This window comes from Pedobacter sp. UYP30, assembly GCF_040547165.1.
Classification (GTDB): domain Bacteria; phylum Bacteroidota; class Bacteroidia; order Sphingobacteriales; family Sphingobacteriaceae; genus Pedobacter.
Map to the genome: position 1 here is coordinate 114,640 of NZ_JBEPPD010000005.1, position 21,151 is coordinate 135,790.

At 37.4% G+C, this 21,151-nt stretch carries 19 protein-coding genes; 7 read left to right on the forward strand and 12 right to left on the reverse strand.

Annotated features, from left to right (window positions below; translation table 11 throughout):
- The first annotated feature begins 11 nt into the window (after window positions 1-11).
- From ABIB40_RS07850 to ABIB40_RS07860, 3 genes are all read left to right on the forward strand, one after another.
- Window positions 12-929, forward strand: coding sequence for a Ppx/GppA phosphatase family protein (locus ABIB40_RS07850; RefSeq protein WP_354357732.1), 918 nt, complete (start codon window positions 12-14; stop codon window positions 927-929).
- Between the two features lie 186 nt (window positions 930-1,115).
- Window positions 1,116-2,345 (forward strand): sugar MFS transporter, encoded by a 1,230-nt coding sequence (locus tag ABIB40_RS07855; RefSeq protein WP_354357734.1) that lies wholly within the window; start codon window positions 1,116-1,118, stop codon window positions 2,343-2,345.
- 158 nt (window positions 2,346-2,503) lie between these two features.
- Window positions 2,504-3,574: a glycoside hydrolase family 2 TIM barrel-domain containing protein gene (locus ABIB40_RS07860; protein ID WP_354357736.1), complete on the forward strand. Its 1,071-nt coding sequence runs from the start codon at window positions 2,504-2,506 to the stop codon at window positions 3,572-3,574.
- A gap of 311 nt (window positions 3,575-3,885) precedes the next feature.
- On the opposite strand, the gene ABIB40_RS07865 is transcribed toward ABIB40_RS07860, so the two are convergent.
- Together ABIB40_RS07865 and ABIB40_RS07870 are read right to left on the reverse strand one after the other, a co-directional pair.
- Window positions 3,886-4,608, reverse strand: a complete 723-nt coding sequence (locus tag ABIB40_RS07865; RefSeq protein ID WP_354357738.1) for a LytR/AlgR family response regulator transcription factor — start codon at window positions 4,606-4,608, stop codon at window positions 3,886-3,888.
- Between the two features lie 34 nt (window positions 4,609-4,642).
- Window positions 4,643-5,764: a sensor histidine kinase gene (locus tag ABIB40_RS07870; RefSeq protein WP_354357740.1), complete on the reverse strand. Its 1,122-nt coding sequence runs from the start codon at window positions 5,762-5,764 to the stop codon at window positions 4,643-4,645.
- Between the two features lie 126 nt (window positions 5,765-5,890).
- Between ABIB40_RS07870 and ABIB40_RS07875 the strand changes: the two genes are divergently transcribed.
- A complete protein-coding gene (locus ABIB40_RS07875; protein WP_354357742.1) occupies window positions 5,891-8,302 on the forward strand; it encodes a TonB-dependent receptor in 2,412 nt (803 codons plus the stop codon).
- Between the two features lie 177 nt (window positions 8,303-8,479).
- Window positions 8,480-10,879: a TonB-dependent receptor domain-containing protein gene (locus ABIB40_RS07880; protein WP_354357744.1), complete on the forward strand. Its 2,400-nt coding sequence runs from the start codon at window positions 8,480-8,482 to the stop codon at window positions 10,877-10,879.
- A 239-nt stretch (window positions 10,880-11,118) separates the two neighbouring features.
- Here ABIB40_RS07880 and ABIB40_RS07885 read toward each other — a convergent pair whose 3' ends face one another.
- From ABIB40_RS07885 to ABIB40_RS07920, 8 genes are all read right to left on the reverse strand, one after another.
- Window positions 11,119-11,733: a Maf family nucleotide pyrophosphatase gene (locus tag ABIB40_RS07885; RefSeq protein ID WP_354357746.1), complete on the reverse strand. Its 615-nt coding sequence runs from the start codon at window positions 11,731-11,733 to the stop codon at window positions 11,119-11,121.
- Between the two features lie 106 nt (window positions 11,734-11,839).
- Window positions 11,840-12,220: a DUF4890 domain-containing protein gene (locus ABIB40_RS07890; RefSeq protein ID WP_354357748.1), complete on the reverse strand. Its 381-nt coding sequence runs from the start codon at window positions 12,218-12,220 to the stop codon at window positions 11,840-11,842.
- Window positions 12,221-12,470: 250 nt separating this feature from the next.
- A complete protein-coding gene (locus tag ABIB40_RS07895) occupies window positions 12,471-13,019 on the reverse strand; it encodes a KdsC family phosphatase (protein WP_354357750.1) in 549 nt (182 codons plus the stop codon).
- A gap of 210 nt (window positions 13,020-13,229) precedes the next feature.
- Window positions 13,230-13,472 carry a Fe-S cluster assembly protein IscX gene (gene iscX, locus ABIB40_RS07900; RefSeq protein WP_354357752.1) on the reverse strand — a complete coding sequence of 81 codons (243 nt, stop codon included), beginning with the start codon at window positions 13,470-13,472 and terminating at the stop codon, window positions 13,230-13,232.
- Between the two features lie 91 nt (window positions 13,473-13,563).
- Window positions 13,564-13,896 carry a 2Fe-2S iron-sulfur cluster-binding protein gene (locus tag ABIB40_RS07905; protein ID WP_354357754.1) on the reverse strand — a complete coding sequence of 111 codons (333 nt, stop codon included), beginning with the start codon at window positions 13,894-13,896 and terminating at the stop codon, window positions 13,564-13,566.
- Between the two features lie 38 nt (window positions 13,897-13,934).
- Window positions 13,935-14,699, reverse strand: a complete 765-nt coding sequence (locus ABIB40_RS07910) for a Rossmann-like and DUF2520 domain-containing protein (RefSeq protein ID WP_354357756.1) — start codon at window positions 14,697-14,699, stop codon at window positions 13,935-13,937.
- Between the two features lie 37 nt (window positions 14,700-14,736).
- Entirely contained in the window at window positions 14,737-17,205 is a 2,469-nt protein-coding gene (ccsA, locus tag ABIB40_RS07915; protein WP_354357758.1) for a cytochrome c biogenesis protein CcsA, read from the reverse strand.
- 5 nt (window positions 17,206-17,210) lie between these two features.
- Entirely contained in the window at window positions 17,211-17,621 is a 411-nt protein-coding gene (locus tag ABIB40_RS07920; RefSeq protein WP_354357760.1) for a cytochrome c maturation protein CcmE domain-containing protein, read from the reverse strand.
- Between the two features lie 313 nt (window positions 17,622-17,934).
- Here ABIB40_RS07920 and ABIB40_RS07925 point away from each other — a divergent pair, with 313 nt between their 5' ends.
- Complete coding sequence (locus ABIB40_RS07925) at window positions 17,935-18,150, forward strand: DUF2683 family protein (protein WP_354357762.1); 216 nt, start codon at window positions 17,935-17,937, stop codon at window positions 18,148-18,150.
- On the forward strand, window positions 18,141-18,398 hold the full coding sequence (locus ABIB40_RS07930; protein WP_354357764.1) for a Txe/YoeB family addiction module toxin: 258 nt from the start codon (window positions 18,141-18,143) through the stop codon (window positions 18,396-18,398). The genes ABIB40_RS07925 and ABIB40_RS07930 overlap by 10 nt, the downstream gene beginning before the upstream one ends.
- Before the next feature lie 275 nt (window positions 18,399-18,673).
- Here ABIB40_RS07930 and ABIB40_RS07935 read toward each other — a convergent pair whose 3' ends face one another.
- Complete coding sequence (locus ABIB40_RS07935) at window positions 18,674-19,576, reverse strand: BRCT domain-containing protein (RefSeq protein WP_354357766.1); 903 nt, start codon at window positions 19,574-19,576, stop codon at window positions 18,674-18,676.
- A 49-nt stretch (window positions 19,577-19,625) separates the two neighbouring features.
- Entirely contained in the window at window positions 19,626-21,047 is a 1,422-nt protein-coding gene (locus ABIB40_RS07940; RefSeq protein WP_354357768.1) for a Glu/Leu/Phe/Val family dehydrogenase, read from the reverse strand.
- Window positions 21,048-21,151 lie beyond the last annotated feature (104 nt).

Consider the following 21,151-nt stretch of genomic DNA (forward strand, 5'->3'; position numbering starts at 1 on the left):
CATAACCAAAAATGCGGAAAGCAATTATAGACTTAGGAACTAATACTTTTCATCTCCTTATTGTAGAAAAAATCGAAAAAGATTTCGAAATACTTTTTAAACATACCGAAGCCGTAAAATTGGGCGAAGGCAGGATAAACCATAATCAAATCATTCATGCTGCATTTAACCGTGGCATAAATGCATTGGTTCATTTTAAAAATGTAATAGACGACTTTGAAGTAGATGAGGTTAAAGCGGTAGCTACTTCTGCTTTGCGTGGTGCAGAAAATAAACAAGATTTTATCGATTTGGTTAAGGCAAAAACATTTATAAACATCCAACTTATTGATGGTGATACAGAGGCAAATCTGATTTATAAAGGGGTAAAATTGGGTGGCGCAATCTCGGACCTTTCATTAATTATGGATATTGGTGGCGGAAGTGTAGAATTTATCCTTTGCGATACCAATGAGGTTTTTTGGAAGAAAAGCTATGATTTAGGTGCTGCGCGACTTATGCAGCAATTTTTAAATTCTGACCCCATTAACGATCAAGATAAACAGGGAATTCTTGGTAAAGTTAATGAATTGTTACCAAATTTATTTGAAGTTTGCGAGCAACATAAACCTAAAACCTTAATCGGTTCGGCAGGAGCTTTCGAAACTTTTGCGGCACTCATTAAAGAAAAATATCAGCCAATTTTAGATGTTGAGGACACAAAAACCTATACATTTAACTTTGATCAATACATAGACATTACCACACAATTAATAACCGCTACGCACGGTGAGCGTATGAAAATGCCCGGAATGATTCCACTGCGTGTTGACATGAGCATGATTGCCGCGCTGATCAGCAACTATGTTATCGGTCGGCTGCAAATAGAAACCGTGAAACTTTCTACCTACGATTTAAAAATGGGTTTGGTGGCCGAAATGTTGGGTTGAGGTTGCTTTCCGGCTGTTCTGTTTCGAATGGACAATTGGGCGAAAATTCATGAGAATTAAAATATTTCGAAAACCATTAAGATTTTTTAGATTTGGATAACCGTTTTAAGTCAATTTTTAATAATCACAAACAAAAGAGTCTTAATAATCAATTCATCAACTAAACCTAAAATCAATTTTAATTTAATGAGCAACAAACCTGCATTTACCGAAAAGAAATTTTTACTGGTCTTAATATTTGTAACTTCTGTTTTTATGCTTTGGGGCATCGCTATTACCATGGGCGACGTGTTAAATAAGCATTTTCAGTCAGTTTTAAATCTTTCTAAATCTCAATCAGGCTTAGTGCAATTCTCCATATTTGGCGCCTATTTTGTTATGGGAATCCCAGCAGGTTTGTTTATGAAAAAGTTTGGCTATAAGATGGGAATCCTTCTCGGATTAACACTTTTTGCCCTGGGCTGCTTTCTTTTTATACCCGCAGCAAACGCCTCTTCATTTACGTTCTTCAGGGTTGCACTTTTTATTTTAGGTTGTGGTTTATCTACTTTAGAAACTGTAGCCCATCCTTTTATAGCCTCGTTGGGAGACCAGCGATCAAGCGACAGGCGTATCAATTTTGCTCAAGCTTTTAATGCTTTAGGTACCATCATCGGGCCAGCAATTGGTTCTTATTTTTTATTAAGATCAAGTACCGGCACAGAAGGATTAGAATCTGTAAAGGTTTTATACCTGGCAATTGGTATTGGCATAGCAGTTATTGCCATTTCTTTTTCTTTGATAAAAGTGCCTGATACTACAGATCCTCATGCAATTTCGGCTACTGACGAAGCAGCACTAAACATAGATCACGCGCCGTCAAAAAAGCTTTTCCAACACAAACACTTTGTTGGGGCGGTAATTGCGCAATTCTTCAATGTTGCCGCTCAGGCTGGCACATGGGCATTTTTCATCAATTACGGCCATGAGGTAATGGGATTTGCAGATGCCACAGCAGGAAATTTTATGGTGCTGTTTATGGTAATGATGTTATTGGGAAGATTTTCTGGAACCTTTATAATGCGCTATATTGCACCAAACAAATTGTTGGCCATATTTGCTGTATGCAATATTTTTATGTGTTTAATTGTAGCACAGGGCTTTGGTTTGGTTTCTTTCATTGCCTTGTTAATGATAAATTTCTTCTTTAGCATTATGTACCCAACTATTTTCAGCTTAGGAATCAAAAACTTGGGCAAACATACCCAACAAGCTTCTTCATTTATATCAATGGGTGTTGTTGGAGGTGCATTTTTTCCCTTAATTATGGGCTTGGTCGCCAATCATGACATTGCGAAAGCCTATTACTTGCCCATTGTTTGTTATTGTGTGATCCTCTATTTTGGGTATAATTTCAACAAACTTAAAGAAGCTTAGTACAAAGCGACCCTAGGCACTTCCTGTACATGGGGTTGCTTTGTTTTAACTGTAAAATTGAACTACACAACGATTAGAGGTTGCAAAGTTATACGATGTCTCTAAACTACTTATTCATTGTAAACAAATATCTTTTCAGCTTCCTTAATAGAATTCTTATGAAACATGTTTTAATCTTTTTAGCCTTATTTTTTGTTCTTGGCCACTCTTTTTCTCAAGAAAAGACCATCCCCGGTAGGTGGAGCGAACAACGAGCTTCTGAATGGAATGGCAAAACCAACTGGTACTGCGGCTTTAATTACATTCCCGCTTATGCGATTAATTATACCGCAATGTGGGACAAAACCACTTTTAACGAAAAAGCGATAGATAAAGAATTAGGATTGGCCCAAGGCTTGGGGATGAACTGTTTACGGGCAGTATTGCAATACGCAGTATATGAAGACGACCCGAAGTATTTTCTGAATACGCTTGATAAGTTTATGGAACTATGCGCGAAACATCACATCCAATTTATGCCTGCGCTTTTTGACGATTGTTCTTTCGGAATCAACGCCGATCCAAAAATTGGCAAACAGCCAGAACCCTTAGAAGGCTGGTATGCTTGGGCTTGGTCGCCTAGTCCTGGGCATAGCATGGTTACAAATCCACAAAGCTACCCAAAGCTAGAGAAATATGTAAAAGCGGTGATTAGCCGTTTTAAAGATGATAAACGAATTATGCTTTGGGATTTGTACAACGAGCCAACAAACGGTGGACTTGGCAATACCACTTTGCCACTATTGAAAGATGTAATTGTTTGGGCGAGAGCAATTAACCCTTCTCAACCTTTAAGCATTGGGGTTTTTGATCAAAACCCGAGGTTAAACGACATTATTTTAAATAATGTAGACGTAGTTACCTTCCACAACTATGGCAATAAAGAAAATTTAGCAAAGCAGATTGCCGAACTAAAAAAATACAATAGACCAGTCATCAACACCGAATGGATGAACAGATATTCGGGTTCTACCATAGCCGACAACCTTGAGGTATTTTACGACAATAAAGTGGGCTGTATGCTTTGGGGCTTGGTAAACGGCAAAACCCAAACAAATTTACCTTGGGGACACAGACCTGGAGATCCGGTTTCTAAGCTTTGGCAGCATGATCTATTCCATGCAGATTTTACCCCTTACGACTCCAAAGAGATTGAAAAGTTAAAATCTTATACAAAAAACATTAGGTAAACTGCCAGACCTTTAAGAGCTGAAGCTTACCTTTTCGTTAGAGATAATTTTGTATTAACCCGTAGCTGTCTAGATTATGCGCATTGATGACCGAAATCGGGCAAACTATCCTGTCTAAACGCAGTAGCCCAATCAATGTTCTGAATCATTTTTGATGGTTATTTACTGCTGCTTTAAATGGTTTTGTAGCAGCAGTAAATAAAAACTGTGCTTAAATAGTTTTTTTAATAAGGGGTAAATAAACTTTATAAGCCATAGCAACAAAAAAATAGTTCGTACGCTTTTAAAGAGCCGCTTGCTAAGCCAATATTTTAATCTTTTAAAACTTTAAAGAACTCATCCCGATAGGTTTCGCTAATGGGAATAAACTGATCGCCAATTTGAATCGAGTTTCCCTCAACCATTTTAATGTGCTCGATTGATATGATATAAGATTTATGTACTCGATAAAACGGCGGGTGCGGCAATTGATTTTCCAATTCTCGCAAAGTTTGATATACAACAATACGCTCGTTTTGCTTGGTAGAGATAGAAAGGTAATTCCGCATCCCTTCTACATATAAAATGTCTTGATAATTGACTTTGATAAACCTGTTTTTTGCATCGCCTTTAATGAACATGAAATCGTTTGCTGGTACAGAACTAACGGCGGTAACAGTAGATTCTACAACTCTAGGAACTTCCAACAAAATCTGAGCTTTGGCTACCGCTTTATAAAAACGCTCATAAGAAATTGGTTTCAATAAATAATCTACGGCATCTAAATCGAAGCCTGCCAATGCATATTCGCTATAAGCAGTAGTCAAAATAACTTTACACCTGTCTCCACAAATTTTTAAAAATTGGATTCCACTCAACTCGGGCATCTGTATATCCAAAAAAACCAAATCTACTTCTCCGTCCTGTACCATTTTAAGCCCCTTAAAGGGATCTGTCGTTGTACAAATAAGTTCCAAAAAAGGCGTTTTATTTACGAAAGTGGCGATAATTGCAGAAGCATACGCTTCATCATCAATGGCAATGCAACGAATCATTTGTTAGTTTCGATTTGGTTAAAGATATGCATTTTTACCACTTTATGGTAAGTGTAGTTTTATAGGTATTTTCATTGTTGGATACCAATAAGTTGTGCTTGTCGGGATAAATTAAGTTTAACCTCCGCTGTATATTTAGCAAGCCAACACCACTTGAGGTGTCTTTTTGCCCTCTATTTATTTTATTGCTAACTTCAAACACCACCATTTTAGTGCTTGCCCTTAGCTTTATTCTTACGGGACTATCCTTCTCATTTACTACGCCATGCTTAAACGCATTCTCTACAAAAGGGATTAGCATCAATGATGCAATTTCTTGATCTTCAGACACTCCATTAATATTAAAATCAATATAAAAATTCGGCTCGAATCTCATTTTAAATAACGCGATATAGTTGTTTACATAGTCTACTTCCTTAACCAGCTGCACAAAACCCGTAGCACTTTCGCTCAAGGTGTAACGCATCAAATCAGAAAGTTTTAAAACTGCATCAGCTAATTTATCAGAAACAGGAATCGCCAAAGAATATACATAGTTTAAGGTATTGTATAAAAAATGTGGATTTATCTGCGATTTTAAAAAAGCCAACTCTGCTTTGACAACATCATTTTTTAAGCTCTTATTTGTTATCTCTGTTCTAAAACTGTGTTGTACGCCGTAAACTGCCATCGCCACAACAATGTAAGACGTGCCCCAATAAACATTGTCTTTAAAATAATATAGTAAAGGAGTGCCGGGATTATAATTTCTAATTCCAAAAAACTTCGGATAAAATACCTCTTCGATTCCGTACCGCAAACATATAAATGCGAGCAATGCCACAATCATCCCACCGATGAGTTGCGGAATTTTATGTTGCTTCAAATAGTTCGGGTAAACCCACAAAAAGCAAATATAGAACTGGATAATTTGCACGGTAGTCATCGACACGCTAAACGCAATGCTTCGAAAGCCTTTAAAGTCTGCAACGTAAGAGCCATAAGAATAAGCTAAAAAGGCTGTCCAACAAATAAGGTGGATTAAGAATACTGGCATTCGTTTCATACAATAAAAGTAATTGCTTATCACCAAACAACCTATTTTGTTATTCGACCTCCTTAAAATTTTATCCCAAATGGTAAAAATAAAGGACGAGTTGAATGAAGATGCGGGCATTTTGGAATAAAATTTTAGGCATTTGGGATAAAAATATAGTTTCAAATTTAATTCTTATTCATATTTATCGGTATGCCAAATTGCTGAAAATTTGAAAAAAAATCATTTAACTCTTTTAAATACCCCATGAAAACAAAAAAAGCATCTTTAACTGTTAGCTGCACATTTTTTCTATTAATGTGCTCGGTCAATTCTAATGCACAAGTAAAAGTATTAACGGGAAAATTGATTGATGCCGAGAGTAAAAAAAATATCTCAGGTGCAGTTATCACTCCGCTTTCAAGCTCAAGTACCCATAGTCTAATAGTGTCAGACTCGCTTGGAGCATTCCAAATTGAATTGAAGCAGTTTGAAAAAGTAAGGTTGGCGATAAAGCATATTGGATATCGAGACACTACCTTTCAGGTTTCTAAATTATATTCAGATACAAATATAGTCATCGCACTATTTCCAAATACATATTTATTAAAGGAGGTCGATGTTCGGGGTAAAAAGGAATACATAAGTTTTGACGGCGAAAAAATGATTGTTAACGGACGCTACTTCGAGTCGACAGCTACAGACGCCTTCGACGCGCTCAAAACTGTCCCTGGAGTTATATTGGGGAACGACAATTCAATAAGTCTCAACGGCCGACAAGACGTAACAATACTGTTTAATGGTCAAAAACTTACCTTAAGCGCCCAGCAAGCAGCAAATATGCTTAAAAGTATTCAACCCGCCACGATAGAACGCATTGAGGTTGTAACATCAAAAAACGCAAAATATGATGCTGAAGGATCGGCAGGTATAATTAACATTGTAACGAAGAAACCGCTTACAGATAGATATTACATTTATTTAAATAGTGGGGTAATCGTTGATAAGCGTGTGAGGACAAACCATAGCATAAATGCCTATTTTAAAAACAAAAAGCTATCTGGATATGCAACAATAGCGGTAACCAACAATAGAAATTATTCTTCATCGGTTACAAATGCTACCTACTCTTCAATAAATGATTCTGCACAGGTGGCGATAACTGGTAATAGCGACAATAGGGATCTTTATCTTACTTCTAATATTGGCCTAAATTATGACGTGAACAAAACTTCTTTGCTGGGTATTTTTGCAAACCTAAATAGGGATTACTACAAGTCAGATTTTGATAATTTTTCGATAGCAACGGGAGCTCGCTCTTATCAACTTGGTTTTCAGAATAGAAATAAATCTGACGGTCTGTTAAATACAGTTAATCTGACCTATCAAAAAAAAATAGATACGATAGGGTCTTTCCTTAAGTTTTTAATTGGACGAATAGGTGGGTTTTCCAAAGATAGATCTATTTTATCTTATGATTACAATACCTCTCTAGGGAACTTTAAAGTGGACAATCGTGTTCCGCTAATGGGACACCAATATATTGCGTCAATTGACTTTTCTAAGAAAATTAAAACACAATTTAAGATCGACTTGGGAGCAAAAGTAAAAAGCGGATTTATCAACAATAAAATTAGTTACGATACCCTTCGAAATAATTTAATTTATGAGGATGTCATCAACAAATCAAATTTGGATTACAGAGAAAATATATCGGCTGCCTATATGTTGGCAACGTTATATAAGAAAGCTTTCTCTGCGGCAGTAGGCCTTAGATATGAGCATACTACCATGAACAATTTTTATATTGATAAGGGAGATCGATTTAAACGGAATTTTGACAACTTTTTCCCTTCATTTACGCTTAACCATAATTCGAAAAATATAAAATCTTCATTCAATATAAATAGATCGATACAACGGCCAAATTTTGAATATATAAACACCTATAAACAAGTTATTGATAGATATACCTACAGTGAGGGTAATGCGTCTTTGAAACCTTATGGTACATGGGACGTTTCCGCTAATAATTATCTTTATGGGTTTGCCTTCTTAAATTTTGGCTACGCCCATTCAAAAAATGTGGTAGTAAAGGTAAACAAACCCGTTACAGATAGTTTGATAAATGTCATACAACCCAACAATGCCCTTACTCGGGACATTTTTTATATAAGCCTCGGATCATATTTAAAATTTACTGAGAAGTGGGACGGTCAGTTAAATCTATCTGGCAATACCATTAAGAATAATATCAATGAGAATTTTTATACAACCAACTACGATAGTCGGTGGAACGCAAGATATAACCTAAGTTTTAGCTCAAGTTTTGCCATAACAAAATATTTTTCAATCAATAATTACTTATCATACAATAGTAGAAGTAGAAGTTATCAAAATTTTTCGAGCGGTAGGTGGCAAGATGATTTCTCTATTAACAAGTCATTTAAAAACAATTGGAGATTTAGTTTTTTAATTACAGATATCTTCAACACTTACAAAAACGAAACAACTATCTATTCTGAGAACTATTATTCGAACGCTAGCTTTAATCCAAATTCTCGTAGAGCATCCTTAAATATCAGTTATTATTTTGGAAAACTTAAAAGTTCCGTGAATGTGGATAAGTCACTAGAAAAAGAGAAAGAAAGGTTTAATAAAGACAAGGTTGGCAATTAACCACTATTCAAGCCACACCAAGTTTTATCCCAAACGGGCTTTTTTCAGGACGAACGCTTTTAACATCTTTTTGCAATCTCGGATAATTTTCGGCGACTTTGGGATAATAATATATAATAGCCTTCTGTTTCTCTACACTTTTGAGGAAACGACACAACAATCCTAACTCAAAAACTCATGAAAACCTATTTAACAATTGTCATCGCTCTACTTACAAATTTTATCATGCTTTCAGTGCATGCACAAATGGTTACAGGAAAAGTGCAAAATGAAAAAAAACAACCTTTGCTATATGCATCAGTTTCTTTGCGCAACCTAGCAGATAGCACCAGTACTTTGCAAGTGACCAAAGAAAATGGAAATTATCTGTTTAAAACCGTAAAGCCTGGAAAGTATGTGGTAAGAGTCTTAATGGTTGGTTTCGAAAAAAGAAGCTCAGAAGTTTTCAGTGTTTCGCAAGCCGATGTAAAATTGCCCATAATTACGCTGTTAGATAAAAGCCAAACACTTAACGAGGTTACCATCAAATCGAAAATGCCAGTAGTTGATTATAAGGCGGATCGGGTAATAATTAATGTAGAAAAAATGAATACAGCCGGCGACAATGCGCTCGAGGTAATTAGCAAAGCCCCCGGCATTCGTTTAGATAAAGACGAAAATATCATTTTAAAAGGAAAAACAAACGTTGCGGTAATGATTGATGGAAAAGTAAGTTATATGAGTGGCACTGAACTCACAACATATTTAAAATCTTTACCTGCTGATGCATTAAGTAAATTAGAGCTGATCTCTAACCCATCTGCTTCTTTTGATGCAGCGAGTAGTGGCGGATACATTAATATAAAATTAAAAAGAAATCGCATCCAGGGCTTTAACGGAAACGCAAATATTGGCGGCGGATATGGCAAATATGAAAAGATTTACGGTGGCACCAATCTTAATTACAACATTGGTAAACTTAGTACATTCGCACGTGTTAGCACAGGACATTACAATTCTTACAATAGGTTAACTTTAGACAGAACCATTGGTACAGACAAATTCAACCAGATAAATTTTTGGCATCCCATAACTCAAAGCACAAATTATTCTGCAGGATTTGATTACTATGTAAGTGACAAGCAAACCATTGGTGCTTCTTATAAAGGGTTTTCTTCGCCAGATGAAACCAACGTAACAAGCAATTCGCCAAGTTTTAATGCACAGGGTGGAAAGTTAGGATCCGTTGCGATGGTAAATCCACAAAATAATACTGCTGGGAATAATACTTTCAACGTAAATTATCGCTTTAATATAGATACCAGTGGTAGGGAGTTAAACTTCGATGCAGATTATGTAAATTATGGCAGTTCGAAAAATGAAAATTTTACAAATTTCTATTACAACCAAAATGATCAGTTAATTGCTAACCCGATTTATTTAAGAAATAGCGGCATAGGTGGTACAGACATTTACGCTTTAAAATTAGATTACATTTTTCCGTTTACTAAAACTTTAAAATTAGAAACGGGGCTAAAAACGAGTTGGGTAAATACAAAAAGCAACCTTGCTTTTGACTCCTTAAAAAACAAAGGATGGGTAAACGACCCAAGGAGGACAAACTTGTTTTTATATAACGAACACATTAACGCGGGTTATACTTCTCTATCACAATCGTTTAAAAAATTAGATATTAAAATAGGGTTAAGGCTAGAACAGACCATTGGTGATGGAAATTCTTCTAGCTCAACAGAAACAATTAGGCGTAATTATTGGCAATTATTTCCAAATGCGGCCATCTCCTATAAAATTAACGACAATAATCAACTTACTGCTTCGTACAGAAAAAGTATCAATCGTCCTTCTTATGGAAGTTTAAATCCCTTTGCGTTTTACACTGATCCCTACACAGCGCTACAAGGAAACCAATTTCTGCAAGCAACTTATTCCAATAACTTAGAGTTTAATTATACCTACAAATCATTTAGGCTGTTAACAATAAGTTACGCAAACACAAAAGGTGGGATATCTGAAGTTATTTATCAAAACAACGACACCAAAGAAAGTATTAGCCGTCCAGAAAATTTAAGCAACGAGAAAAGCTTATATTTTGCAACAGGTTCTCCTATAGATTTTTTTAAATGGTGGAATAACAGTACAGAACTTGCCGTTGCCTATGATGCTATAAAAACACCCGTTCAAGGCTCGGCATATAATGCAGCAAAATGGAGCTGGGGCGCTAGTACAGACAATACGTTTTCGCTTCCTAAAAAATACTCCCTTAGTATGTATGCCTACTATCAATCACCATCCGTATCTGGTTTGTTTAAAACGCTATCTAATTACGCAGTCAACGTTGGTGCAAAGAAAACTTTTTGGAACGATAATGCCACGTTGGCTTTAAAGTTTAATGATATTTTTGCCACCGGAAAATTCCGCTCGGTATTGCAATATGGAAATGTAAATACCTATTGGCAAAACGAATGGGAAAACAGAAAAGCTTCCCTCAGCTTTACTTACAAGTTTGGAAACATAAAAATGAAGACCGTTAAAAGCCGCAAAACAAGTACTTCTGAAGAAGAAGGTAGGGTAAATTGAAGTTGAGGCCGAGGTTTAGGTTGAGACCAAGTAACATTAAATTAAGCACTGTCACATGTTTCTTTTGAAAAGCAATACAACTGCTTTCTTGACTGCCCTCCCCGTTTTCCGCTAAATCCCTCCTGCGTCGGGGATACCGCTGCAACCGGGTTTAGTAACTTGCGGAGGAATAAAAAACGCAGAAAAACTCGCTCGAGATTTATAATGTAGACCCCCCGTCAAGAAACCAAGTAACCTATTTAGACGCGCAAAATTAGAGATTTTGAAATTGCTTTCAAAGCAGCGTAAAGCTTCTCTGTCGGTAAGCCCATTACGTTGGTGTAAGAACCTTCTATTTGAGTTACCGCATTTACCCCAAACCAATCTTGTATGCCATAACTGCCGGCTTTATCAAAAGGTTTGTAGTTTTCTATATAAAAGTTTATTTCTTTATCAGATAGCTTTCGACAAGAAACCTTGGTCATGTCATAAAAAGATTTCATCTCGCCGTTGTGCAAAATGGTTACGCCCGTAAAAACTTTATGTGTGCTGCCAGACAATTTGCCGAGCATTTCTACTGCTTGTAACCTGTCTTTTGGTTTTCCAAGAATTTCAACGCTCTCGACGCTTTCGACACTCTCATCGGTCAAAACCACCAGCGTATCTGCTGTAATAACTAACTTTTCTTTCTCGTTTTTAAATGCAGCAGCCTTTGCTTCAGCAATATGCATTACAATTTGTTCTGGCCTTAACCTTGCGGGGTAACTTTCGTCGGTTTCTTTAACCATTACTTCAAAATCTAAGCCCATTAATTGTAAGAGCTCTTTTCTACGAGGAGATTTTGAACCAAGTATAATGTCAGGAAGATGTAGCATAAAAATTTTTCGTGCAAATATAAACATATCGAGAACCAGCAAGGATTATAAATAAAAATGCCATCTCAAATAATGAAATGGCATCAATTTAAACTTTTAAAGATGACTAATTCTTGTCTTTCATTCTTTTTTCCATAGCAGCTTTACGCTCATCTTGCCAAGCTTTATAGGCAGTCTTCTGGTCGTCGGTCAACACAGTATTAATTTTTTTATCACTTTCTGCGCGTAATGCCATCATTTTATCGCGCATTTGGCTGCGATCTCCATTGGCATCTTTCCACATTTTGCCCATGGCAGCATTTTGTTGAGAGAATATAGTATCTACCTTTACCTTTTGCTCGTCGGTTAATTTAAGCTTTTGAGTAAGCATGTCGACCATTTTTTGAGTTCTCTCTGCTGAGTTGCCCATTCTATCTCCTGCTTGCTGTGCGTTTGCATAAAGAATGCCCGAGCAAAACAGGGCGCAAATCATCATTAATTTTTTCATGTTCTTTTTGTTTATATTTTGGATGATTGGAGTGCTAAAATTACAATTGGTTTAATGGTATAGAGAATTTATTAATTAAACCAAAATAAGTTAGATAATGCAACTATGGAAGAAATATTTCTGTTAATAAGCTGGCGCAAACGATGGCTGCGAGACGCATTTGTTCCCGCGCGTCTTTTATCGGCGACAAAGGATTTACTTTCCGAAACTTTGGGCTGTTAAAGCGCAAAAAGGAAGAAAAAAACTAGCCCTACTTTCCAGAATCGGCAGCGTTTGGCTGCTCGTCATACCAGTTATGTTGAATTTTCATTACCTTTTCTATAATGTCTCTTACAGCTGTTTTCCCTCCATTGTAAGGGGAGACGAAATTGGCAACGGCCTTTATTTCAGGAATGGCATCTGCCGGGCAACAAGGTAAGCCTACAAGTTTCATAATACCAAGATCGGGAATATCATCGCCCATATAAAGCACATTTTCGGGCAAAATACTGTGTTCTGCTATATACTTTCTAAAAATTTCTACCTTATTTCCCGCTGCTAAAAAAACATCTTTAATACCGAGCTTTTCAAATCTTTTTCTCATTGCTATACCATCTCCACCAGATATAATGCACAGATGATAACCTCTTTTAACGGCCAATTGTAGTGCATAACCATCTTTTATATTGAACGTTCTGAGCGATTGTCCGTCCTCTGTCGATAGAATAGAGCCGTCGGTAAGCACGCCATCAACATCAAAAATAAAAGTGCTAATGTCTTTTAACTTATTTAACAAATCTTGTGGCGTTTTATATTCCATGGTAAATTCTACTAGCTAAGGTATTTGCAATAGATTCAAAGCCTTTTTATAGGTTGGAGCAATGTCGTTAATCTAATAAACCCATTGTCTGTCTGAGCCTGTCGAAGACGATAAAAAAACCTAAAAACCAACAAAATGGCTGTCCCTCGACAAGCACTGGATGACACCATTTTTTCTTTAATTTCTCCCTAAATTAACATTGGGCGTAATTTATTGGCTGTCTCTCCACTCATAACACCAAGCAGACTGGATCTGTTCTAAATGTCCTTCGTTGCTTTCCTCTCGGGTGCCTTTAAAGTTAGGAAGCTCCAATACCCAATTTAACAATTCGGTAAACCTGATTCTATAAATTTTTGCTTCGGTAAAATCGTCGCCAAATTTCTCGTACAACGAAAGGGCAATGTCTTCGTAATCGTTCCAATAAATGGGTAAAGCAAATTTGTCGTTATTCATCTGTATTTCTGTTTGAGTGAGAGCGTGAGAAAGTTTTCGCGTTTGCGTTAATTTTTAAAATTGTTGAAAGTTTAACTAAAAATTGACCTAGCTAGTGCCCCATAAAATCAGACTGATCGGGGATGGTTACTTCTATATCACCATTGATCGCTATTGCTTGGCAACCCAAACGAGAACTAATTTTTGGCCTCACGGCGCGGTCTATAAAATCTTCTTCCTTATCAAAAATCTCTTCTACATTATCCATGCCTTTAGTTAAATATACGTGGCACGTACTGCAACCGCAAACGCCGCCACAATTGTGCTGCAACTCTATACCGTTATCCAAACATACGTCTAACACAGATTCGCCTGCTGCAATGGGTAGCTCTACAGTTTCGTGTCCAGCTTCTTCGAAATTTACTCTTATCTTAAAAATACTCATATTGTGCGGCAAAAATACAAAGCAAAAGGTGATTAATTTTATTTATACTTTACTTTTATACTATCACTCATTGATTCATAAACTTTCCGAAGGTTAGGCGAGTCGGCAAGCCAGGCCAAATGGCTTGCTAAGGTTGCTTCATCGTGCCGAACAGCTGGCCCGGTCTGTACAGCGAAAGGTGTATTCTCCATTACTTTTGCTGCTGTTTCAGCAATTAGCGGTTTAATTAAATCGAATGCTAAACCTTTTTCTTCCAAAATATCTGCCGCTAGGGCGTACAAATGATTGCTAAAATTACACGCAAAAACTGCTGCAATGTGCAAGGCTTTACGCTCTTTGCTATTGCTTTGGCGAACTTTACCGCTAATTTTAGATGCTAAGCTTTCTAGTAGCTGCAAGCTGAATTTATTATTGGCTTCTATGCAGATGGGTATTTCTGCAAAATCGATATTTCTATCTTTAGAAAACGTTTGGAGTGGATAAAAAACACCGGAATTCTCTATCTCAATGGGAAAAATATCGATAGCTGTCGCGCCAGAAGTATGTGCAACTACTCCCTCAATTCCTTTCAAAGAATTCAAAACACCCAAAATGGCATCGTCCTTAACTGCAACTAGGTAGACATCCGCGAAAGCGCTAACCTGATCTAAACGTGCTACCGCTTGGGCATTAATTTTGGAGGCAAGCTTTTCTGCACGGTCTAATTGCCGACTGTATATCTGAATGATGTTTTCCCCAGCCCCGTTCAGTGATAAAGCAAGCTGAGTGGCCACGTTTCCAGAACCGAGAATAACAATTTTCATAGTTGATCTACTTTCTCAAAAAGGCGGTTAGCTAGCGCTACTTAATCAGCACTTCTTTTCTACGCCTAAGAATAGACATTAGAAAACCTAAAACCATAATAATGGTGCCCGCCCAGTACATGTTGATAAATGGAAACTCTATGGCTTTAAACACAATCCAATCTTTTGCTTGTTGTGGTTTTTCGAAAATTTGGAGTTCTACTTTTTTCTCGCTAGGCAGCACGTTGCTGAAACGGAATTTCAGATCCAGCGCATCTACTTTTCTCGCAAAATCGAAAGTATTGTTGCCCTTTATCATAAAAATAGGCTCAGTATGGAAGGTTTTTCCGCCCGATTGAATCTCTAAAGGCAAGCCGATGGCAAAATCGCCTTTGCTCAACACCAAATCTTTAGCCGTTGGCTTTTTGTTAAACTGTTGCACGGTTACTATACCACTAGACGTATGGATGGTATCGCCAGGCGCAACCTTAACAATTCTTGGTGCTTTATAATTTTCGTCATCAGAGTGGCCTTCGTGCTCTGCATGGCTATTTTCTCTGATGGCTGCGCTAGTTATATGCGTGTACACATCGTACGTTAAATAATGCTTTGTATCAGGCGAAGCAATTAGGCCCATTTTCGGATTATCTTGTGTATGGGGATGCAGATCAAAATCTTCTTTTACTTTACCTGTTTTTGGATCGGTAGTTTTAAAGTTTAGCGTGTAAATGGTATTAGGCAAAATGGTTGTGTCGGTTACATAAGTTACGGTGTACTTGCCCATTTTCTTAGGCTCGTTTTTGTACAGCATAATGTTCTCTCCAGGTTTCTCTGCTTTCTCAAAATCCTTAACCGGGATAAAATTATTTGCGTTGATGGAAATTGGTTTATTCGTTGCAGCAGAAATTACAGCACCCAACACCAAAAATGCAAAGCCAATGTGCGCTACCGCAGAACCTGCCAACTTAACCTTCCCTCCAAACGCCTGATATAGGATAGTGGTGTTAGAAAGCACCGCAAACAAACAACTAAAGGTAATGAGGATAAACATGGTATTGGTGTAGATGTTTGCCACATAAGTCAAACCTGCCGTTAATACCATGGCGATAACAATAGACGAAACAATACTACTGTAAAACCTCCGCGGATTTGTGCGCTTATATTTTAAATATTGAGCAAACCCAGAGATTAACGTAATTAACACCACAAATGGAGCTTGCCACTGGTTGTAATATTTAACGGCATCTACAGGTGGAGAAAAATTAGTGCCGAACGCTTTGTTAAATACCGGCACCGAAGTAGAAAATATGACTTGAATACAGGCAATCGTTACCACCAATGCGCCAATAAACATCCAAAATTCCCTAGAATATGTTTCTTCATCTTTAGAGGTAATGGGCAATTCTTTCCACCGCACTATAAGCAGCCCAACAGCCAAAACAGCAAAGACTACGTTGTATAAAATGAGGTGGCCAAACATGCCCATATCCGTAAAAGCATGCACCGAGGTGTCGCCAAGTATGCCGCTTCTGGTTAAGAACGATGCATATAACACCAACAAGAAACTTAAGAAAACCAAAGCGATTGCCGTAAAATAAGAGTGACCAGTATTTTTATAGGCAATCATTACATGTAGTGCAGCAACCAAAGTTAGCCAAGGAATCAACGAGGCATTTTCTACCGGATCCCAAGCCCAAAACCCACCAAAGTTCAGCGCTTCATAAGCCCAAAAAGAGCCCATTATAATTCCAGTACCAAGTACCATCAAGGCAAACAATGTCCATGGCAGCGCAGGTTTAATCCACTCTTTATATCTCTTTTGCCATAAAGCGGCAATACCGTAAGCAAATGGAACGACCATACTGGCAAAACCCAAAAACAATGTTGGCGGGTGAATAACCATCCAATAGTTTTGCAACAATGGATTTAATCCTTTGCCATCTACAATAAACTTTAAATAATTCTTAAAATTCTCTGGATTGGCAAACACAACAGGCGCAAAAGATTTTAAGTCAACCGCATCTCTCATTAAGATAAAGGGAGAACTACCAATTCTTTCACCAAAAATCTGTACACCCAACAGCATGGAGGTTAAAAATACCTGAGAAAAAGCAACAACGGTCATTACTGGCCGTTCCCAGGTTTTGGCTTTCCAAATTAATATTGCGCCCAAAAGTGATTGCCAAAAGGCCCAAAGCCAAAAACTTCCCTCTTGTCCCTCCCAAAAAGCAGAAACAATGTAATAAACAGGAAGCTCTTTAGAAGAATGATTGTAAACGTAATAATACTCGTAGTAGTGGTTTAAAATGAGATAAAACAAAATTATCCCAATAGAAATGACGCTCATCCAGTTAACCAGAAAACCTATACGCCCTAAGTTTCGCCAAGATTTATCTTCGAGATTTTGAGCCCTGCAAGAAAAAAAGTAAGAAATGGTTGATAATAAAGAAGCACAAAACGCCAACACAATGAAAAACTGCCCGATTTGACCCGGCAACAGGTTCTCGCCTATAAATTGATTGTTCATTAAAATTAATTGTATTTTTCTACTTTGCCTTGGCTATTTACTTCAACAAGGTTATCGTTATATTTAGAAGGGCACTTCATCAAGATTTTAGAAGCGTAGAAAGTATTTTTATCCATTTTCCCTATCAGCACTAATTTTTCAGATTTCTCAAAATCTTGTGGCTTTGTACCATTGTATACCACTTCTCTTACCAAGCCTTTGTCGTCTCTCATGTGAAAAGCGAAACGATTGGCGTCTTTTGCAGCATCATATTCTGTGGGCTTAGATTTATCCCAATAGCCCATTACATGTTCCTCTTTGTTAGACAAACTGGCTTGAGAAAAATTAGAATAAGAATCGGTATTGGCGTTTAGACTAAACAAAATGCAAATAGATATTGCAATAGTTAATAACCCAACAATGGCACTTTTTTTCATAACCTTATTATTTTAAAGCTGGTTACAAAGATAGGAAATAAGCCAACGCATCGTCCTATTTAATACATTCTTGTCTTTTAATTGACAATTGTTTGATTTGCTTGAATCACCCCCCGGCATTTTTGGTTTTTGGACTGTAATCTTCGCAGTATTTTAGTGTTCCTTCACTCGGCCTCTACTATTTTATTGATTTAAAGACAGCTCATATTTATAAATTTAAGAGATAGTTAGCTACAATAAACGTTCAACTTCCATCTTGTCTCTTCTGTTGCCATTATTTAGATAAACATAAAAAGCATGGTATATTTTTACGATGGGAGCATTAACATTTCTACCAAAAAACGAAGAGCAGTTGGTAGCTTTAAAAGCATTTGCGAAAGCCTTTAAAGTTCCATTCAAATCGGAAGCGATGGACAAGACGGCATACTTGAGTATTACGGCAGCAAACACAAGAGCTTTAGATGAAAGTATCAAGCAAATAGAAAACGGACAGACTATAAAAATTGCTCTTGAAGATTTATGGAAATAGAATTTTCTTTTGAAGCGCAAGAACAACTTTTAGAGTGGAGAAAATCAGGCAATAAGCAGGTTCAGAAAAAAATTAATCAGCTCATCGAATCAATTCTAGAAACCCCTTTTTCTGGAGTTGGGAAACCCGAGGCATTGAAACACAATTGGGCGGGTTATTGGTCTAGGCGAATAACTGGCGAACATCCATTGATTTACAAAATAGAAAAGGATAAACTAATAATCGCCCAATTAAAATTTCATTACTAATTTTAGCGCACGCAATTAAAACAACAATTTGGGCGCTTTAATCCCGCACGTGCGGGATATTTTTTGGGCAGAAAAAGCCCAAAAAGATGCCGTTCCAATCGTTAGCGCTTTTTTTATCGCCCTAACCTCACTCTGTTCTAATTATGCGGCGGGTTGAAACCCGCCGCAATGAAATCGGTCGCTCCTACAGAGCTCTTATTTCTCAGCTTGCTTAACGCAAGCTTTAAGGCCAAACGCCCAAAGTCATATAAGAAACGGCTATTTTATCAATAGAGTTATTTTAAATCTTCTATCGCATCCATAAAATCAAATTCGTGTATCAGAGAAATTTTATTTCCTATTTTTCTCATTTCCAAAGCTCTTTCAACTTTTCGCCCGTAACAAGCGAAAGCCCAAGCAGGATTTCCATTATCGGCAACGATTAAATAATCTGTTTTTTTAGTAAGCGACTTTGTAGGGATGCCGCCAAAATCGGCAATTAACTTTTCTAGTTCACTGCGACTGCCACTTTTTAAAACCCCTGTTACACAAAAGGTTTTACCGTCAATTTCTATCTTTGGGTCGCTCGTGCAGTGTCCTGAAATATTTATCCCAATAGTTTCTTTCTCAATTTCATTTGCAACCTCTTCGTTTTCAAGCTGAACAAATTGATTTAAGTATGCTTTCAAAATTAAAATTTCTTCAGCTTCAATTATCCCGTCCGACACAATTGATAAAATTAAACTCCTAATTTCGTCATAAGGATAATATGTACTTAAATGTGTATTTTGTTCTAACCACTCTTCAAGGTCACGGATTTCGGTTTCTTTTATAACCCCGTCTGCTAAAATCCCATGACAAATTCCTTGGAGGATTTGTAAATCGGTAGTTATCGGATTGTAATAGTAATTGTCACTCTCGTATTTCTGACACAACCAGAACAAATCCTCAATAATTTCTGTTGCAGGAAAATTTTCTGAAACTGTTTCGCTGATGATTGTCATAAATTCTTTGAAAGGATTTCGATTTATTAAACTCCTATGGTTCTCCGACCAATTTTTAAGTTCGGTGATTTCTCTATCATTTACCTCCTTATCTAAATTTATTCCAAGCAATATTCCCTTTAGAGAGTGGATAGCTTTATCAGCTCTTGCTTTTGATGTGAAAACATCTAGTTCTTTTTGGGCTAGTTCGCTCATAGATTATACTTTTTCTATATTATCAATTTTATAATTTAAAGACCTGTACCTAAGGCCAAACGCCCAAAGTCATATAAGAAACGGCTATTTTATCAATAGAGTTCACAAAAGCTGCTGTTCTAAGTGTTTTTATTTCAGGAGTATGCACCATAGTTTCTCGAATTTCGTGATAAGAATGGATCATCGTATCTTCCAAGCCGGAGTTTACAAGTTCCAATTCAGACGCACCTTTAACAATCATCATTCTATGTTCTGGCAAAATAGTCTTACCAGTTAAATTCTCTAAAGTGTTTATCAAATTAGCATTAGAGTTTGCCGCATAGCGATTTTCCATCCTTCCAAAAGCCACATGCGATAAGTTTTTAAGCCACTCGAAATAAGATACTGTTACACCGCCCGCGTTGCAATACATATCTGGAATAATCATACCACCCCGCTCGGTAAAAATAGCTCCGGCCTCTGGCGAAGTAGGTCCATTTGCACCCTCTGCAATTACCTTAGCCTTAATGTTTTGCACATTATGTACCGTAATCTGATTTTCTAACGCAGCTGGGACCAAAATATCGCAATCTTGTTCCAAACCTTCCATTGAATTTTTAAATGTTTTGGCTCCAGGAAAGTCAGCGATAGAGCCTGTATTTTTCCGATGAGCGAAAACTTCGTCAACATTTAAGCCATTGGCATCGTAAATAGCGCCTTCAAATTCGCAAATACCAACTAGGGTAGCACCAAACTCGGTCAAGAATTTTGCAGAGTGATAGCCCACATTACCCAAACCTTGCACAATTACACGCTTACCATCTAAACCAGGCGTAAGACCAATTCTTTTCATATCTTCGCCAACGCCCATGCATTCTCTTACGGCGTAGGCAACTCCCCTACCAGTTGCTTCTTTTCTACCTCTTATACCGTGCAACGCAATTGGCTTTCCGGTAACGCAACCCAAAGCATCTAATTGGCCTGGGTTCATGGTCATATAAGTATCGGCTATCCAGCTCATTTCTCGTTCGCCAGATCCGTAATCTGGGGCAGGTACATCTATTCCCGGACCAATAAAGTTTTTCTTAATTAATTCTACGGTATAGCGGCGGGTAATGGTTTCTAGTTCTGCCACGCTGTATTGCTTAGTGTTGATTTTAACACCGCCCTTTGCGCCTCCAAATGGAACATTTACAATAGCGCATTTGTAAGTCATCAAGGCAGCAAGTGCCATTACCTCATCTTCGTTTACCATTTCGCTGTAACGAATACCGCCCTTGGTTGGGCTCATGTGGTGAGAGTGTTCTACCCGCCAAGCATCTACAACCTCTAAACCGTTTCCGCGGCGAACAGGAAATTGAAATCTATAGACACTATTGCAGGCTTTAATTTGATTTAGTAAACCTTCTGGGTGGCTTGTAAAACGCGCCGCTTCGTCAAAATTTTTGCAAACATCGGCGAAAAAATTGTTCTCGTTAGGGGTAATGGCCATGGCTGTTTTTTTTCTGAATGATAAGTCTAAAAACAAAATTGGCTAAAAAAATGCAATATAACCAATTGCCGAACCACTTAGTGTACAGATAACACTACAGCATT

Bases quoted from the DNA above. Each gene is read 5' to 3' on its own strand.
- ABIB40_RS07850 (WP_354357732.1), top strand. From the start codon at position 12: ATGCGGAAAGCAATTATAGACTTAGGAACTAATACTTTTCATCTCCTT.
- ABIB40_RS07855 (WP_354357734.1), top strand. From the start codon at position 1,116: ATGAGCAACAAACCTGCATTTACCGAAAAGAAATTTTTACTGGTCTTA.
- ABIB40_RS07860 (WP_354357736.1), top strand. From the start codon at position 2,504: ATGAAACATGTTTTAATCTTTTTAGCCTTATTTTTTGTTCTTGGCCAC.
- ABIB40_RS07865 (WP_354357738.1), bottom strand. From the start codon at position 4,608: ATGATTCGTTGCATTGCCATTGATGATGAAGCGTATGCTTCTGCAATT.
- ABIB40_RS07870 (WP_354357740.1), bottom strand. From the start codon at position 5,764: ATGCCCGCATCTTCATTCAACTCGTCCTTTATTTTTACCATTTGGGAT.
- ABIB40_RS07875 (WP_354357742.1), top strand. From the start codon at position 5,891: ATGAAAACAAAAAAAGCATCTTTAACTGTTAGCTGCACATTTTTTCTA.
- ABIB40_RS07880 (WP_354357744.1), top strand. From the start codon at position 8,480: ATGAAAACCTATTTAACAATTGTCATCGCTCTACTTACAAATTTTATC.
- ABIB40_RS07885 (WP_354357746.1), bottom strand. From the start codon at position 11,733: ATGCTACATCTTCCTGACATTATACTTGGTTCAAAATCTCCTCGTAGA.
- ABIB40_RS07890 (WP_354357748.1), bottom strand. From the start codon at position 12,220: ATGAAAAAATTAATGATGATTTGCGCCCTGTTTTGCTCGGGCATTCTT.
- ABIB40_RS07895 (WP_354357750.1), bottom strand. From the start codon at position 13,019: ATGGAATATAAAACGCCACAAGATTTGTTAAATAAGTTAAAAGACATT.
- iscX (WP_354357752.1), bottom strand. From the start codon at position 13,472: ATGAATAACGACAAATTTGCTTTACCCATTTATTGGAACGATTACGAA.
- ABIB40_RS07905 (WP_354357754.1), bottom strand. From the start codon at position 13,896: ATGAGTATTTTTAAGATAAGAGTAAATTTCGAAGAAGCTGGACACGAA.
- ABIB40_RS07910 (WP_354357756.1), bottom strand. From the start codon at position 14,699: ATGAAAATTGTTATTCTCGGTTCTGGAAACGTGGCCACTCAGCTTGCT.
- ccsA (WP_354357758.1), bottom strand. From the start codon at position 17,205: ATGAACAATCAATTTATAGGCGAGAACCTGTTGCCGGGTCAAATCGGG.
- ABIB40_RS07920 (WP_354357760.1), bottom strand. From the start codon at position 17,621: ATGAAAAAAAGTGCCATTGTTGGGTTATTAACTATTGCAATATCTATT.
- ABIB40_RS07925 (WP_354357762.1), top strand. From the start codon at position 17,935: ATGGGAGCATTAACATTTCTACCAAAAAACGAAGAGCAGTTGGTAGCT.
- ABIB40_RS07930 (WP_354357764.1), top strand. From the start codon at position 18,141: ATGGAAATAGAATTTTCTTTTGAAGCGCAAGAACAACTTTTAGAGTGG.
- ABIB40_RS07935 (WP_354357766.1), bottom strand. From the start codon at position 19,576: ATGAGCGAACTAGCCCAAAAAGAACTAGATGTTTTCACATCAAAAGCA.
- ABIB40_RS07940 (WP_354357768.1), bottom strand. From the start codon at position 21,047: ATGGCCATTACCCCTAACGAGAACAATTTTTTCGCCGATGTTTGCAAA.